This window comes from Streptomyces sp. NBC_01669 (genome assembly GCF_026339735.1).
Lineage (GTDB): Bacteria > Actinomycetota > Actinomycetes > Streptomycetales > Streptomycetaceae > Streptomyces > Streptomyces yanii.
The window spans coordinates 4,227,598-4,241,859 of sequence record NZ_JAPEQG010000001.1 but is presented as its reverse complement, the minus strand read 5'-3'; the positions used below and the strand labels follow the sequence as shown (position 1 = coordinate 4,241,859).

Here is a 14,262-nt window from a genome sequence, read left to right as displayed (position 1 = left end):
TCACGAAAAGTGAACTCGCCTGCTGGGGAGGGTGGGTGGGTTGAAGCCCGCCACCCCTTCCTTGAAAAGAGCGCTCGGAGTACGGGGCTTGAGCCCCGGGCCTCAGATGCGCTTGAGATCCGCGACGAAGGGCGACCACGCCGCCGTACGGAAGACGAGCACCGGGCCGTCCGGGACCTTGGAGTCGCGGACGGGGACGACTCCGGGGTGGCCGTCGGCGACCTCCAGGCAGTCACCGCCGCTCGCGCCGCTGTACGAGGACTTGTGCCAGATCGCCGCGGACAGGTCGTAGTCAGAACTGCTGGTCTTCATGAAGGTAATCCTCCGCCGCCGACTCGATCAGGGCCAGGGACGCTTCCGGTGACAATGCGCTGGCCACCACCAGATCGTAGGTCAGTTCGTAGTGCCTGACGGTGGCGGGATCATCCTGCAACTGCCCTGTTCCCAGGCCCTGGAGATAAGCGAGCGGGGGCGCGTCCTCGAAGGACATCAGCTTGAGCGGACCTTCCATGGCCATGTGCGCGCCTGCGCCGAACGGCAGCACCTGCACGATGATCCGGCGTTCGTGTGCCAGCTTCAGGATGTGGTGGAGCGCCTCCGCCATCGCTGCCGGTCCGCCGACCTCCCGACGTAGAACGGCCTCGTCCAGAACCGCCCAAACCAAGGGAGTTGTTGGATCGGACAGCAGGTGTGCCCGGTCCAGCCTCACCGTGGTCAGGTCGTCGATCACCTTCTCCGGTGCCGTCGGCAGCCCGCCTCGGAACACCGCTCGCGCGTATGCCTCCGTCTGCAGCAGACCGGGAATCAGCTGAGATGCGTACTCCTTGATGGTCTTCGCGACGGCTTCTGCCTCCGCCGCCTCCGCGAAGTGATCCGGGTACTTCGACTTCTTCAGGGCGACGCAGTTCCGTACGAAAAATCCGTCCGCGTGCAGGATTTCGTCGAACTTCTGGGCCTGGTCCGCCTGCATCCGGCGTGTACCGGACTCCAGTTGGCCGATGAACGAGCCACTGACGAAGAGCGGGAGACCGAGTTCTTCCTGGGAGAGACCGGCTTTGTCCCTTCGGTGCCGGAGTTCGGCGCCGAGGAGGGCGCGCGGAGAGGAGGACGGGTCGAGTTTCTTGGGCCCCGGCATGACAACTCCCTGTGACACACATGCGGTTGTTGGTTCTGCGCCCTTTCCAGGCTAGCCGCGTGTTGGACACGCTGAGTGGGCATTGCGGTTACTGAGCGTGGAAGGTGTGCAGGATGACCACTACAGAGCGACGACGGGTTGCTGCCGGAAGAGTGGGGGAGGCGGAGGACGCGGTGGAGAAGTTGAAGCAAGGGCTGAAGGGCGTGGGGCTCACGCTGCCGTCGCTGCGGGTCGATCCGGTGTCGTGCGCGGGGAACGAGCCCGCGCCGCTGGTGGACCTCGGGCGGTGCACCGTCGATACGGCGCTGCGACTGAGTGCTGTGCTGGCACGGACGGGCAACAAGGAGGCCGGTCATGACGAGTGAGGGGCTCGAACCGTGTACGCCGGAGCCCGGGTCGTTCGCGGTGGACTCCCGGGACGGGCGGGTGGGGCGCGTGATGGGGTGCGTCGGACCGTACGTGCAGTTGCGGCCGCCGGGCGGTGGGGCCGAGTGGGACTGTCCACCGGAGTCCGTGCATCCGGCCTCGCCCGGGGACGTGCTGCGGGCCAGGGTCAGGGAGGTCAACCGGGAGGGGCGGCTGCCGTAGGAAGCGTGAAGGGCGGCACCCCGGCCGGGGTGCCGCCCTCTGTTGCGTCACGGGATCAGGCGCGGGCCGGCTCCGATGCCGGGTCGGTGACAGGGGTGGCCGGGCCGCCGGTTGCCGCGACCGTCGAAGCCGCCGGCTCCTGCGACACGTTGAACTCCGCCAGCAGGTCCTTGCTGAAGCCGAAGAAGTACGTGGCGACGAAGCCCGCCAGGTAGCCGACCAGCAGGCCGCCCGCGTAGATCGCGATCGTCGTGCCCAGGCCGTGGTTGCCGTCGAGGAGCGGGAACAGGGCCCAGCCGGACGGGCCGATCGCCGTGGAGCCGACCGCGCTGCCGAGCTGGTTGAAGAAGCCGACGAACGCGCCGCCGAACGCACCGCCCACGCACGCCGTGATGAACGGGCGGCCGAGGGGGAGCGAGACACCGTAGATCAGGGGCTCGCCCACGCCCAGCAGACCGGCGGGGAGCGCCGACTTGATCGTCCTGCGGATCGACTCGTTACGGGGGAGACGGAGGTAGACCGCGAGGGCCGCGCCCACCTGGCCCGCACCCGCCATGGCGAGGATCGGGAGGAGGACCGTGTAGCCCTGCTGCTCGATCAGGGTGGTGTGGATCGGGATCAGCGCCTGGTGCAGACCCAGCATGACCAGGGGGAGGAAGAAGCCGCCGAGGACCAGACCCGCGCCCGCACCGCCGTTGGACAGCAGCCAGTCGGCGAAGTCGCCGATCGCGGTGGAGACCTCACCGGCCACGTACATCAGGCCGAAGATCGTCACCAGTCCGGAGACCAGCACCGTCAGCGTCGGGGTGACCAGGACGTCCAGCGCCTCCGGGACCCAGCGGCGGCACCACTTCTCCACGTACACCGCGAGGACGGCCGCACCGAGCGCGCCCAGCACACCGCCCTGGCCCGGGGAGAGCTTCTGGCCGAACGCCTCGATGTTCGCGACGCCCGGGAAGACGATGATCGCGGCGACCGCACCGCCGAGGATCGGCGTGCCGCCGAACTCCTTCGCCGTGTTGTAGCCGACGAACACGGCGATCAGCGCCATGAAGCCGGACGCCATCGCGGCGAGCGCGGGGGTGACCGAGGTCAGCCAGCCCAGGTTCACCAGCAGGCCGTTGAGCCCGGCGATGATGCCGCAGCCGATCAGCGCCGGGATCAGCGGCACGAAGACATTCGCGATCTTCCGGAGGAAGAGCTTGAACGGGGTGGCGTTCTTCGCCTTCCGCTCCGCCTTGATCGCGGCGCCCTGGGCGGCGAGTTCGTCCGCGGTGGTGGTGTGCGCGGGCGTCGGTTCTGCTGCCCGGCCCTCCTCCACCAGCTGCTCGAACTCCGGGGTGACCCGGGCGACGGTGCCCGGGCCGAGGACGATCTGGTACGTGTCGTCCTCGACCACACCCATGACGGCGGGGAGCGCCTTCAGGGCCTCGTCGTCGACGAGCGAGCGGTCACGCAGACCCAGCCGGAGCCGGGTCATGCAGTGGACGACGGAGCTGACGTTCGCGGCGCCACCAACGAGCGGAAGGATCGCGGCGGCAGTGGCGCGGTTCTTGTCTTCTGTAGCCATGGTGCGTGGTGCCTTGCTGTGCGGGGGTGCGGAGCGGTGCCCCGGATGGGGTCAGGTGGTGCGGGGTGCGGCCGCGAGGGCGGCGCGGAGGTGGCCGTCGGACGCGGACAGGAGCGTGGCGGCGGTCGGACCGTCGACCTGGCCGAGGATGGCGAGGATCGCGTTCTTCACCTCGCCGTCGGTGGCGGCGAGCGCGGCTTCGATCTCCGCGTCGGAGGCACCGGTGGCGAGAGAAACGATCCGGCGGGAGCGGGCGCGCAGCTTCTCGTTGGAGGCGCGGACGTCGACCATGAGGTTTCCGTACGTCTTGCCGAGTCGGATCATCGTGATCGTCGACAGCATGTTGAGGACGAGCTTCTGCGCCGTACCGGCCTTCAGGCGGGTCGAGCCGGTGAGGAGCTCCGGGCCGACGACGACCTCGATGGGGTGCTCGGCCGCGGCGCCGAGCGCCGAGTCCGCGTTGCAGGACAGGCCGATGGTCAGCGCCCCCTTGGCGCGGGCGTGCTCGACGGCCCCGATCGCGTACGGCGTACGGCCGGAGGCGGAGATGCCGACCACCGTGTCGTCCGGGGTGAGATCCAGTCCGTCGAGGTCGGCGGCGGCCAGCTCCTTGCTGTCCTCGGCGCCCTCGACGGCTGTGACCATCGCGGACGGGCCGCCCGCGATCAGACCGACCACCTCGGACGGGTCGGTGTTGAACGTGGGCGGGCACTCGCTGGCGTCCAGGACGCCGAGCCTGCCCGCGGTGCCCGCGCCCGCGTAGATCAGCCGGCCACCGCGGGCCATGCGCGCGGCGACCCCGTCGATCGCCGCGGCGATCTTGGGCAGCCGGGCGGCGACGGCGGAGGGGACGGACTGGTCCTCGCCGTTCATGATCCGGGCAATCTCCAGCGTGGCCAGCCGGTCGATCTCGGCGAGCTCGGGCCGGAACGCCTCGGTGGTGAGGGTGGCGAGTTCGGCGCGCAGCTCCCCGTACTCGGAGGGCTGATCGGGCGTCGCGGCGTTGGCGTCGGTGGTGGAGGTCATGGAGAGCGGCTCTGCTTTCTCGAACTCGTGGCTCGTACGGTTCAGCGGGTGCGGGGGGTGTGGCGGTGGGCCAGTGCCTCGTACGAGGCGGCGAGCGCCGGGGCTGCCGTCTCGTACGTCCGCTGGGCGACGCCTATGAACAGGCAGTCCACGACGAGGAGCTGGCTCGTCCGGCTCGACATGGCGGCGGGGCGCAGCTCGCTCTCGCGGGCGGTGGACGTGGTCAGTACGTGGTCCGCGTACTGCGTCACCGGGCCGTCGGGGCGGCCGGTGATCGCGATCGTCGTCGCGCCCCGGTCGAACGCCACCCGGAGCGGCTCGATCACGTCACCGGTGGAACCGGAGTGGGTGATCGCGATCGCCACATCGCCGGAGCGGAGCTGCACGGCGTTGGTGACAGCCAGGTGCGGGTCCATGTGCGCGTGCGCGATCAGGCCGATACGGAGCAGCTTCTGCCCCAGGTCCTGGGCGACGAGAGAGGAGGCGCCGACGCCGTAGATGTCGATCCGGCGGGCGGTCGACGCGGCGGCGACGGCGGCACCGAGCTGTACCGTGTCGAGTCCGGCGGCCGTGTCCGCGAGGGTCTGCTGCTCGTCGAAGGCGAGCTTCGCGACCACGTCGGCGATCGGGTCGTCGACGGCTATGTCCGCCGTGACGGAGGGGGCGCGGCCGGACTGCTGGTGGGCGGCGAGCCCGGCGAGGGCGAGGCGCAGATCCCGGTAGCCGGGGTAGCCGAGGAGGCGGGCCGTGCGGACCACGGTCGCCTCGCTGGTGCCGGTGAGCTCGGCGAGACCGGTGACCGTCAGGGCGGCGCAGCCGGCCGGGTCACCGGCGACGGCCTCGGCGACCCGCTGCATGGAGCGCGTCATGGACGGCGCGAGCGTCCGCACCTTGGCCGCGAGTGCGGCCGGAGCGGGCGGCGCATCACCGCTGAAACTTTCCTTCAGGTCATTGGTCACCTTTGAAAGATATTTTCAACCCTGTCGTCCGTCAACCCCCTTTGGTCCCTACCTCTGACGGAACGGAGGACGGGACGGGTGACCGGACGCAGGACCTGTCCGCACTCGGGGTGACAATGGGTGCATGGAGCTGAACCGCCTGGAGCAGGCGCTGCACACCGCCCGCGCCCTGGTCATGGCCGATCTCGCCGCAGGCGGTGTCGCCGAGGCCGAGATCGTCTCGCTCGTCGAGGACGCGGTGACGCACCGGCGCTGGTGGGTCGAGCACTGGCCGGACGGCGTGGAATACGTCGTCGGCCTTGTCGCCCAGGATGTCCAGGACGCGCTGCTGGAGCGGTACGGCCGCTGGCCGCTCTGCCCCGTGTGCGACGCGGGCGACCCGCACGCCCTCGACGTCGAACCGGAGCTGGGCCCGGACCCGCGCTGGGTCTGCACCAAGGCGACCGTGATGGTGGCGCGCGTGGGCGCGCTGAGCGGAGTGCTGGGCCGGTGACGGTCTATATCGACCCGCCCGACTGGCCGGGCCACGGTCGGCTCTGGTCGCATCTGGTCAGCGACGTGTCCTTCGACGAACTGCACGCGTTCGCCGCCGCCATCGGCTGCCCGCCGCAGGCGTTCGAGCGGGACCACTACGACGTACCGGAAACGCGGTACGCGGACGCGGTGCGCGCCGGGGCCCGCGAGGTCGGCTCCAAGGAGCTCGTCCGCCGGCTCACGGAGGCGGGACTGCGGCGCCCCAAGGGGCGCCGGGCGCCCGGCGGCTGAACCGACGGCCGAAGCCACCCCGCTCAGGCGGCGGAGGAGCTCCCCGCTTCCACGCCGACGTCCGTCGACGACGACGTCGCGGCGGGCGACCCGGTCACCCGGCGCGACCTGCCCCCGCCGTGCAGTCGCAGCGAGAACACCACGGCGACCAGCGCCAGGACCGTCATCGCCGCGCCCGCCCAGGCCGTCGCCTCGAAGCCGAAGTCCGCGTCGATCACTGTGCCGCCCAGCCAGGGGCCGCCCGTGTTGCCCAGGTTGAAAGCGGCGGTCGTCGTCGCGCCCGCCAGGGTCGGGGCCGCGCCCGCGATGTTGAACATCCGGGCGTTCAGTGCCGGGGCCGTGTAGAACGCCGACAGGCCCAGCAGGAACGCGAGCCCGACCGCCGCGACCTGGTTCGAGGCGAACAGCGCCAGCGCGACCAGGAAGACCGTCGAGGCCGCGATACCGCTCATCAGCACCCCGAAGAGGTGCGCGTCCGCGACCCGGCCGCCGATCGTCGTACCGACCAGCGCCCCGATCCCGAACAGCGCGAGAACCGTCGGCACCCACCCCGAATCCAGCCCGGCGACATCCGTCAGCAACGGCGCCAGATAGCTGAACGCGCAGAAGACCCCGCCGGCCGCGAGCGCCGTGATCACGATCGACAGCCACACCTGCCGGTCGCGGTAGATGGACATCTCCCGCCTCAGCTGCGGCTTCTCCTCGGGGAGCGGGATGCGGGGGATGAGCGTCGCGACACCGACGAGCGCCACGGCGGACGCCGCGCCGACCGCCCAGAACGCCGACCGCCAGCCGAGGTTCTCACCGAGGAACGCCCCCAGCGGTACGCCGAGGACGTTCGCGATCGACAGCCCGCCGATCATCACGGCCATCGCTCTGGCCCGCGCGTTCACCGGCACCATCGCGATGGCGACCGCAGCCCCCACCGCCCAGAACCCGGCGCACGCGAAGGCGCTGACCACGCGGGAGGCGAAGAGCACCTCGTACGTCGGCGCGAGCGCACCCGCGACCTGCCCGAGGCCGAAGACCGAGATCAGCGCGATGAGGGTGGTGCGGCGCGGAAGCCGGAGCGTGGCCACGGCCAACAGGGGCGCGCCGATCACCATGCCGATGGCGAAGGCGGATATGAGGAGCCCGGCCCGGGGGATCGACACGTTCATGTCGTCGGCGATCGGTGGCAGCAGCCCGGAGAGCATGAACTCGCTCGTGCCGAGGGCGAAGACCGAGAGGCCCAGAATGTATACGGCCAGGGGCATAGGGGTGCGGCGGCGAACGGCAGAGTCGGGCATGACAGCTGCCAACAGCGATCGTGACCGTTACATTCCCGTATCGGGGTATCCCGTCGGCCGTCTCAACGGGTGAGCAGCTCCAGCTCCGTCAGCAGGTTCTGCCGGGCCCGCGGCTCCCACTCGGCGAACCCGTGCGGCGTACGGAACAGCCGCGGCAGTCCGAGCAGCTGCCGCAGGACGGCCGCACGCCCGCCCCGGAAGGCTTCGTCGGGGACGAAGCCGTACTCGTCCCGCACCTGCGCCGCGTACGCCGCGTACTCCTTCGGGGCGGCCGCCAGGATGGCCAGGTCCGCGTCGCACAGCACCTCGCCGTTGGTGTCGCCGTCCGCCGGGTCATGGGTGACGGTGAGCCGGACCAGCCGGGCGATCTCGGCGGTGACGGCGTCCGGGACACCGGCCTCGGGCAGGGCGCGCTCGGCGAGCGCGGCGCTGCGCTCCTCGTTCTCGGACCGCTCCGGGCGGTACACCGCGTCGTGGAACCAGGCGGCGAGGCGGACCGCGTCCGGGTCGGCGGCGTGACCGGCGAGGGTATCGATGCGGTCGAGGACCGCGACCAGATGTGCGGTGGTGTGGTACTTCCGCTGCGGTTCGGCCCAACGGGCCAGCAGGTTGTCGGCGTACGGCAGCGGATCGGGGCCGGTCGCGCTCCCTCGTACGGCGACCAGGGCATCGCTCCAGCGGGCGCGGAGCGCGTCCGCGGCGTCGGGGGAGGATCCGCTCTCGTGCGCGCTGTCGTCCGTCATACGCACGAGAGTAGATTCCCCCCGTCGTCCACGGCGGGCGGGCCCGGTTACCCGGTGAGCCCGAGCGGCGGCGAGGGAAGCCCGAAATGATCGGCGATGATCCGCACCGTGTGCGTGCCGTCGGCGTTGAAGCCGGGATCGGTGTCGTACTTCGGGGTGTCCCGGCCGACGATTCCGGCGTCCAGCAACTCCCGTACCAGCAGGTCGGCATTGCCGCCGGCCCGCCGCGACTCGCGGCGGGCGCCGAAGTTGAAGTACGTCTGCGCGAACCCGCCGCGACTGTGAATGAATTGGAAGGGGTGTTCGGTGCAGTGCGGAACCATGTAGTTCTGCCCGTGCGGGCACTCGCACGGGGATGTGGAGGCCAGGAACACGGTCTCCACGCGATCCGGCTCGCCGACACGTCCCGCATAGCGGTAACCGGTGATGTGGCCGGCCAGCTCCCAGACGGCCTGTCCATGCCGGGCGGTGGCATCGTGCGTCACCCATACCCAGCCGGACGATTCGCCACTGGTGAGGGCAGGACACCCCGCCTCGGCGAAGATGCCGGAGAGCGTGGGCAGGTCCATGCCCTTGCAGAAGGTGACGAACGTATTCGGGGTGAGCCGGCTCACTGCGCCGTCACCTCCGCAGACAGCGGCGGCGAGGGCAGGGCGAAGAAGCCCGCGATCGTCTTCACCAGACGTTCGTGATCGTCGTAGTGATGGTCAAAACAGTCGTGACCGCCGTTGACTTCGTCTCCACACACCGCATGGGGGCCGATGAGCTGCGCGGCCAGGAGCTCGGCGGACAGGTAATCGGGGTTCTCGCCCACCCGCTGCTGCGGGTCTTCGAAGCTGAAGCAGAGGATCGTGCGGCCGTCGCGGTAGTACTCGAAGGCGGGCGGGAAAGCCTTCGCGCTGCACGGCTCGGTCACGAACACAACGATCTCGGCACCGTCCGGGCAGAGCTCGCGGTAGTTGACGGGGTCGTAGTCCTCGACTTCCCAGTTGAGCATGGGGTGCACCGCCCAGGCCCACCCGCCCGCCTCGCCGTACGCGAGGGGCTCCCGCAGCAGTCCGCGAAGACCCTGGGTGAGCACATCAAGGGGCACACCCCGGGCGAAGACGACGTTCACCTCGTGGCCGGGAAAGGAGCCCTGTATCCAGTTGGTCATGCCGAGCACCCTAGGCGTGGGCACTGACAACCGGCTCACCCCTCTCGACCCGGGCAACAACGGCTCAGGAATCGCAGCCACGGTACCTAGTGGTGGGGTCGCCCGGGGCTTGCATCGGTGAGTGCGTCCGGATCCAGGCGGACGCTGAGCTGGCTCCCGAGTTCCCGGAAGCCCAGCGCCCGCGCGACCTGGCGGGAGGCCGGAGGCCGGGCCCGCCATTGGGGCAGCAGACCTGCGGTGAGTGCGTGTGCCACCGCTGCGGAAGCCGTCTGCCGGGCCAGTTGGCGGCCTCGCCACTGTGGGGCAGTCAGCACACAGACATGCGCGGTCGCGGCCGGCCAGGCGCGGTATCCCGCTGCGGCCACCACGTCCGTTCCTTCGCGCACGACGAACACCGGAGAGGTGACCTCTTCCATTCCGCTCTCGTCCGCGTCCTCCGGCCCCGCCGACCGCACCAACTCACGAAGGTCGCGATGCCCAGGCGCGAGCTGCTCGACGGCGTGATGGGCCGGCGCGGGCCGGAAGCCGTCCCTCGCGACGTAGGCCAGCGTGGCCGGACCGAGTACCTCGGTCACGGGCAGTACGGCCTTGATCGCTTCGGGCCGAGTGAGCGAACCGGCCGGCACCGCAGCCAGCACACGGCGCACCACCTGGGCAGCACCCGCGGTGGGCACAGTGGCGATGGCTGCGTCGCCCAGCATCACGATGCCGGCCCACGACGGTGGGCACAGACCTGATGCGGGCGAAGTGACCACGGTCAAACCACCGGAGGGCGCGAACGACACCGGGACGGCGGCCAACGTCTCCCACAGACCACGAGCACGGACCAGCAGCGGATCAACAGGCATGGCCTGATCCTGTCACCTCTGGATCGCCGGGCGCCCGGGAAATCAACCTCCACAAGCACGGCACATCGGATCCTGAATTGGCCCCGCACTGACCGGAGAAACCCGTCTGTGAGAGCAACAGGCGCGGTTCCCGAATCCGCCGGACCGGTCAGTGGCCGGGCGGGGTGTCCAGGGCCAGTGCGGCGAAGGTGGCCAGCCAGTGGTCCGTGCTGAAGTCACCGGAGGAGACCGAGGGCAGGCCGACGGCGAGATGAGCCTCGGCCGAAGCGGTCAGAGCGGTGTGGGCGGGGCCCTCGCCCAGCGCGTCGCCGATCGTACGGAGGGCCGCTGCCCGGCTCAGGGTGAGGCCCAGGAGGTGACCGATCTGCGGGTCCGCGTGGTCGGAGATCACGGGCGGGGTGAGCAGCGGAGAGTCCGTCAGCCCCGGCAGGAACCCGGCCAGCCAGGTCCGGAACTCGGCGACGGGGAGCACCCGGCGCATCGCGTCCGCCTCGGTCAGGGCGGGGGAGAGGAAGTCCTGCCCGGACGGCTCCCAGTGGGCGGGGGCGTCGTGGTCCTCGGCGAACCAGGTGCGCAGCCGGTCCGTCACCGCGTCGAGGACCGGGCGGGGCAGCCCGGCGCGCTCGCCCGCGTCCAGAACCATGCCCAGGCCGAAGGCGCTGTTGGGGTGGATCCCGTGCCGGATCGGGTACGTCGCCTTGGGCAGCCAGACGGTGAGGAGTTCGCCGACCGTTTCCACGGCGGGGGCGAGGGCGTCGGCCCAGCGGTCTCCCTCGGCGGTGGCGAGCGCACGGCTTTCCGCCGCCAGTGCCACCAACCACGCCCAGCCGTAGGGGCGTTCGAAGTGCGGACGGTTGCGGAGATACGCCGCCTCGACGGCGAGGTTCTCCGGGGTGAGGTGGGAGTTCAGCACCTCGTGGACACGGGTGGTGACCGTGGCCGGGAGGTCGCCGGTGGCGGAGAAGCGGCGCAGCAGGCGGACGAGCAGCCAGTGCATGTGCACGGTGGAGTGCCAGTCGTACCCCCCGTAGAAGGCGGGGTGCAGGGTGCGGGGCGCGACCAGTTCCTCGGGGCCGGCGTACAGGTGGGCCGGGGCGTTGGGGTACTCGCGTACGACATTGGCGAGGGCCAGTTCCGCGAAGGGGACGGCGTACGCGGCAGGGAGCGCGGGGGACATCGGGGTCACTCCAGAGGGGTGGGTGAGCGGCTCGGGTCAAGGGGCGGCTCGGGTCGGGGCAGGGGTGGCTCGGGTCAGGGGCGGCCCGGGTCAGAAGGCGAAGAGGGCCATGATCGCTACGTTGCAGACCAGCAGGGCCGCTGCCGTGGGGAGCTGGGCCTTGATCGGGCCGTACTGGTCCTTGAGTTCGAGCAGAGCGGCGGGAACCAGGTTGAAGTTGGCGGCCATCGGGGTGACGAGGGTGCCGCAGAAGCCGCAGAGCATGCCGATCGCGAGGATCGCGGGCGCGTTGCCGTTCATCTGCTCGATGAGGACGGGCCAGCCGATCGCGGCGGTCATCACCGGGAACGCGGCGAAGGCATTGCCCATGACGATGGTGAACAGCGCCATGCCGCAGCAGTAGACGGCCACGGCCACGAACTTCTGGCCGTCCGGCAGTACCGCCTCGCTGATCCTTCCGACCTGCTCGCCGACACCGGCGGACTGGAAGATCGAGCCGAGGACCGCGAGAAGCTGAGGCAGGATCAGCGCCCAGCCCATCGATTCGAGCATGTTGCGACCGGAGTGCAGCGGTACGGAGATCCTCCGCTCGCGCAGCAGCACCATGCCCACGATCAGAGCGGCGATGGCGCCGACGCCGAGGCCCAGGATGGTCTCGTACCCCGGTTCCAGGACCGGTTCGCCGCCGATCTTCCAGTTCTTCACGAGCGTCGCGCAGATCATCGCGACGACGGGGATGGTGAGGGCCGGAAGGAACAGCTTGTTGCCGAGGCGGGCGGCCGAGGCTGCGCGCTTCTCGCGGGAAGGAGTGTGTGATGCGCCCTTGCCGGTGAGACCGCAGCCGCCGAGGACGATCAGGATCAGGACGGCGACGCCCAGAGGTTCGGCAGGGAGCGACTTGTCGACGACTCCGGAGGAGTAGAAGAACGCGGCGCCCAGCAGACCCCAGAATCCGGCCGAGCCGAAGCGCTTGGGGTTGGTGCGGTCCCTGACCATCTGCGCGGCCATGACGAGGAACACCGCGCCGACCAGCCAGAAGAAGTACTCGGACTTGATCACTTGGCGTCCTCCGTCCGGAGCCCGGCGTGTGCCGTCATGTCGTTCTCGGCGGCGGCGACGGCAAGTTCGCGCTCCAGCTGCCGGTCCAGGTTGAGCAGGCGGGCCCCGTGGATCAGGAAGGCGCAGACCGCGGAGGGGATCGCCCACAGAGCCAGATGCAAGGGTTCGAGGTGCTGGTCGTACGTGGAGTTCACGAAGCCGGTGATCAGCAGGATCGATCCGATGGCGATGAAGCAGTCCTCACCGAAGAACACGCCGATGGTGTCGGCGCCGGACGCGTGCGAGCGGACCTTCTCGCGCAGCTTCTGCGGCAGCGGACGGCCCGCCTTGGCCTCGGCCGCGGCCTCGGCCATCGGGGCGATCAGCGGCCGCACACTCTGCGCGGGGCCGCCGATGCTCGTGAGGCCGACGGAGGCGGTGAGCTGACGGATCAGCAGGTAGAGCGCCAGGAAGCGGCCGGTGGTCAGCCTGCCCAGTTTGCCGATGAGAGTACGGGCCTGCTCCTGGAGTCCGTACCGCTCCAGAAGCCCGATGACGGGCAGGGTGATGACGAAGACGGTCACGGAGCGCGCGGAGGCGAAGCTGTTGCCGAATGTGGCCAGCACCTCCTGCGGGGAGAGCTTGCCGAGCAGCCCTGTGACGATGCCTGCGACACCCACTACGAGGAGGGGATTGCGGCGGGTGGCGAATCCGAGGATCACCACGAGCACGCCGAGGAGAACGATCACGCGTCGGCCTTCTTCCGCGCATGGACGTGCAGGCAGGCCTGCTCGGTCCTGATCAGACGGGGTAGTGCGCGAGACATTAAGCGATTGTTCAACAAACCCACAAGGGTGTGCGCTACATGGGTTGAAATGTGCGAGGTGGGGGCGTGGCGTGACCGGGCAGACGGTGCGCGGTTCGTTCGATCCGGGCAATGACTGGCGCGAAATGCCCGTGATGTGTGGTTTTGGCTGGAGAGAGGTCCTGTGCGTGGCGTGAGGGATGGGGTCCGGTGGATGGCGAGGATTGTGGAACATCCGACGCGTCGCACGGGCCGGCGCGGCACGAAGCGCGGGGTCGTGCGGAGTGGAGCACCCCCGAGGCGGGCGGCTCGGGCGGGGCTATCGCGTGGTCAGGCGCTCCGCGTACGCCTCCGCCAGCTGGCGCCGCGAGTCCTCCAGGTAGAAGGCCAGCATCCGCTCGGCGCCCGCCGCGTCGCCCTCGGCGAGCCTGTCCGCGATCTCCCTGTTCCGGGTGAGGTAGGGCTCGTGGAAGCGGCGCGGGTCGGCCATCACGTGGAAGGCCAGCCGCAGTTCGGCGAGGACGTTGCGCATCAGCTCGTCCGTGCGGGGACTGTTCGCGAGACCGGCCAGGGCCTGATGGAAGCGGATGTTGGCGGTCGAGCAGGCGGGCCAGTCGTCCGCCAGTGCCGCCTGCTCGCCCGTCGACACGGCGGCTTCGAGGGCCGTCAGGTCGTACGGCGGTTCGCCCAGCGTCCGCAGGGCGGCGCACTCGACGAGCAGCCGGACCCGGTAGATGTCCACCAGGTCCTCGACGGCCAGGACGCGGACGAAGACGCCCTTGTTGAGCCGGTGTTCCAGGAGGCGCTCGTGCGACAGCAGGCGGAACGCCTCGCGCAGGGTGTTCCGGGACACGGCGAGGGCGCCGCTGATGCTCTCCTCGGAGAGCCGGCTGCCCGGCGGGAAGTAGCCTTCGGTGATCCGGTCCCGCAGGATGGCGGCGACCCGCTCGGCGGTGCCGGACCGGGCCAGGGAGGCGCTGTCCGCCGCCAGTTCCGAGAGATCCGGAGAAGTCCGGCCGCCCGCAGTCCCCGCCATGCCCCGTCCCCTGCCTGTTGCCGTGCGCGTCGTCAGGTGCGCACTCTGTGCCCAGTGAACCGTACCGGCATCCCGCACCCCGAGCCGGGTCTTGTCAGATTGTTGAACAATCGCTAGCGTGCGCTCG

At 70.3% G+C, this 14,262-nt stretch carries 18 protein-coding genes; 4 read left to right on the top strand and 14 right to left on the bottom strand.

Annotation, left to right across the window (positions count from 1 at the left end):
• Positions 1-102 precede the first annotated feature (102 nt).
• A complete protein-coding gene (locus OG972_RS18875) occupies positions 103-312 on the bottom strand; it encodes a DUF397 domain-containing protein (protein WP_266983040.1) in 210 nt (69 codons plus the stop codon).
• Complete coding sequence (locus tag OG972_RS18870) at positions 293-1,135, bottom strand: helix-turn-helix transcriptional regulator (RefSeq protein ID WP_266983038.1); 843 nt, start codon at positions 1,133-1,135, stop codon at positions 293-295. The genes OG972_RS18875 and OG972_RS18870 overlap by 20 nt, the downstream gene beginning before the upstream one ends.
• Before the next feature lie 113 nt (positions 1,136-1,248).
• On the opposite strand from OG972_RS18870, the gene OG972_RS18865 reads away from it, so the two are divergent.
• Positions 1,249-1,500, top strand: coding sequence for a hypothetical protein (locus tag OG972_RS18865; protein WP_266983036.1), 252 nt, complete (start codon positions 1,249-1,251; stop codon positions 1,498-1,500).
• Positions 1,490-1,723 carry a hypothetical protein gene (locus tag OG972_RS18860; RefSeq protein ID WP_266983034.1) on the top strand — a complete coding sequence of 78 codons (234 nt, stop codon included), beginning with the start codon at positions 1,490-1,492 and terminating at the stop codon, positions 1,721-1,723. Before OG972_RS18865 ends, OG972_RS18860 begins: the two co-directional genes overlap by 11 nt.
• Positions 1,724-1,778: 55 nt before the next feature.
• Here the strand turns inward: OG972_RS18860 and OG972_RS18855 are convergent, their stop codons facing one another.
• From OG972_RS18855 to OG972_RS18845, 3 genes are read right to left on the bottom strand one after another with little or no spacing between them, the layout of a single operon-like run.
• A complete protein-coding gene (locus OG972_RS18855; protein WP_266983032.1) occupies positions 1,779-3,293 on the bottom strand; it encodes a PTS transporter subunit EIIC in 1,515 nt (504 codons plus the stop codon).
• Positions 3,294-3,344: 51 nt separating this feature from the next.
• Positions 3,345-4,319 carry an N-acetylmuramic acid 6-phosphate etherase gene (murQ, locus tag OG972_RS18850; RefSeq protein ID WP_266983030.1) on the bottom strand — a complete coding sequence of 325 codons (975 nt, stop codon included), beginning with the start codon at positions 4,317-4,319 and terminating at the stop codon, positions 3,345-3,347.
• Positions 4,320-4,360: 41 nt separating this feature from the next.
• Entirely contained in the window at positions 4,361-5,278 is a 918-nt protein-coding gene (locus tag OG972_RS18845) for a MurR/RpiR family transcriptional regulator (RefSeq protein WP_266983028.1), read from the bottom strand.
• A gap of 124 nt (positions 5,279-5,402) precedes the next feature.
• Between OG972_RS18845 and OG972_RS18840 the strand changes: the two genes are divergently transcribed.
• Together OG972_RS18840 and OG972_RS18835 are read left to right on the top strand one after the other, a co-directional pair.
• Positions 5,403-5,771 carry a hypothetical protein gene (locus OG972_RS18840; protein WP_266983026.1) on the top strand — a complete coding sequence of 123 codons (369 nt, stop codon included), beginning with the start codon at positions 5,403-5,405 and terminating at the stop codon, positions 5,769-5,771.
• Complete coding sequence (locus tag OG972_RS18835) at positions 5,768-6,043, top strand: DUF4031 domain-containing protein (RefSeq protein ID WP_266983024.1); 276 nt, start codon at positions 5,768-5,770, stop codon at positions 6,041-6,043. Before OG972_RS18840 ends, OG972_RS18835 begins: the two co-directional genes overlap by 4 nt.
• A gap of 23 nt (positions 6,044-6,066) precedes the next feature.
• On the opposite strand, the gene OG972_RS18830 is transcribed toward OG972_RS18835, so the two are convergent.
• The 9 genes from OG972_RS18830 to OG972_RS18790 all read right to left on the bottom strand — a co-directional run bounded on the left by OG972_RS18830 (position 6,067) and on the right by OG972_RS18790 (position 14,135).
• Positions 6,067-7,299, bottom strand: a complete 1,233-nt coding sequence (locus OG972_RS18830; protein ID WP_266990572.1) for a Cmx/CmrA family chloramphenicol efflux MFS transporter — start codon at positions 7,297-7,299, stop codon at positions 6,067-6,069.
• A gap of 95 nt (positions 7,300-7,394) precedes the next feature.
• Positions 7,395-8,075, bottom strand: a complete 681-nt coding sequence (locus tag OG972_RS18825) for a hypothetical protein (RefSeq protein ID WP_266983022.1) — start codon at positions 8,073-8,075, stop codon at positions 7,395-7,397.
• Between the two features lie 47 nt (positions 8,076-8,122).
• Complete coding sequence (locus tag OG972_RS18820) at positions 8,123-8,689, bottom strand: hypothetical protein (protein ID WP_266983021.1); 567 nt, start codon at positions 8,687-8,689, stop codon at positions 8,123-8,125.
• Positions 8,686-9,231, bottom strand: a complete 546-nt coding sequence (locus OG972_RS18815; RefSeq protein WP_266983020.1) for a hypothetical protein — start codon at positions 9,229-9,231, stop codon at positions 8,686-8,688. Before OG972_RS18815 ends, OG972_RS18820 begins: the two co-directional genes overlap by 4 nt.
• 86 nt (positions 9,232-9,317) lie before the next feature.
• Positions 9,318-10,079 (bottom strand): GNAT family N-acetyltransferase, encoded by a 762-nt coding sequence (locus tag OG972_RS18810; RefSeq protein WP_266983018.1) that lies wholly within the window; start codon positions 10,077-10,079, stop codon positions 9,318-9,320.
• Positions 10,080-10,227: 148 nt separating this feature from the next.
• Positions 10,228-11,256 carry a DUF2891 domain-containing protein gene (locus tag OG972_RS18805; RefSeq protein ID WP_266983016.1) on the bottom strand — a complete coding sequence of 343 codons (1,029 nt, stop codon included), beginning with the start codon at positions 11,254-11,256 and terminating at the stop codon, positions 10,228-10,230.
• A gap of 90 nt (positions 11,257-11,346) precedes the next feature.
• Positions 11,347-12,315 carry a DUF979 domain-containing protein gene (locus OG972_RS18800; RefSeq protein ID WP_266983014.1) on the bottom strand — a complete coding sequence of 323 codons (969 nt, stop codon included), beginning with the start codon at positions 12,313-12,315 and terminating at the stop codon, positions 11,347-11,349.
• Positions 12,312-13,043: a DUF969 domain-containing protein gene (locus tag OG972_RS18795; protein ID WP_266983012.1), complete on the bottom strand. Its 732-nt coding sequence runs from the start codon at positions 13,041-13,043 to the stop codon at positions 12,312-12,314. The genes OG972_RS18800 and OG972_RS18795 overlap by 4 nt, the downstream gene beginning before the upstream one ends.
• A 375-nt stretch (positions 13,044-13,418) precedes the next feature.
• A complete protein-coding gene (locus tag OG972_RS18790) occupies positions 13,419-14,135 on the bottom strand; it encodes a GntR family transcriptional regulator (protein WP_266983011.1) in 717 nt (238 codons plus the stop codon).
• Between the last annotated feature and the right edge of the window lie 127 nt (positions 14,136-14,262).

Bases quoted from the DNA above. Each gene is read 5' to 3' on its own strand.
- OG972_RS18875 (WP_266983040.1), bottom strand. From the start codon at position 312: ATGAAGACCAGCAGTTCTGACTACGACCTGTCCGCGGCGATCTGGCAC.
- OG972_RS18870 (WP_266983038.1), bottom strand. From the start codon at position 1,135: ATGCCGGGGCCCAAGAAACTCGACCCGTCCTCCTCTCCGCGCGCCCTC.
- OG972_RS18865 (WP_266983036.1), top strand. From the start codon at position 1,249: ATGACCACTACAGAGCGACGACGGGTTGCTGCCGGAAGAGTGGGGGAG.
- OG972_RS18860 (WP_266983034.1), top strand. From the start codon at position 1,490: ATGACGAGTGAGGGGCTCGAACCGTGTACGCCGGAGCCCGGGTCGTTC.
- OG972_RS18855 (WP_266983032.1), bottom strand. From the start codon at position 3,293: ATGGCTACAGAAGACAAGAACCGCGCCACTGCCGCCGCGATCCTTCCG.
- murQ (WP_266983030.1), bottom strand. From the start codon at position 4,319: ATGACCTCCACCACCGACGCCAACGCCGCGACGCCCGATCAGCCCTCC.
- OG972_RS18840 (WP_266983026.1), top strand. From the start codon at position 5,403: ATGGAGCTGAACCGCCTGGAGCAGGCGCTGCACACCGCCCGCGCCCTG.
- OG972_RS18830 (WP_266990572.1), bottom strand. From the start codon at position 7,299: ATGCCCCTGGCCGTATACATTCTGGGCCTCTCGGTCTTCGCCCTCGGC.
- OG972_RS18825 (WP_266983022.1), bottom strand. From the start codon at position 8,075: ATGACGGACGACAGCGCGCACGAGAGCGGATCCTCCCCCGACGCCGCG.
- OG972_RS18815 (WP_266983020.1), bottom strand. From the start codon at position 9,231: ATGACCAACTGGATACAGGGCTCCTTTCCCGGCCACGAGGTGAACGTC.
- OG972_RS18810 (WP_266983018.1), bottom strand. From the start codon at position 10,079: ATGCCTGTTGATCCGCTGCTGGTCCGTGCTCGTGGTCTGTGGGAGACG.
- OG972_RS18805 (WP_266983016.1), bottom strand. From the start codon at position 11,256: ATGTCCCCCGCGCTCCCTGCCGCGTACGCCGTCCCCTTCGCGGAACTG.
- OG972_RS18790 (WP_266983011.1), bottom strand. From the start codon at position 14,135: ATGGCGGGGACTGCGGGCGGCCGGACTTCTCCGGATCTCTCGGAACTG.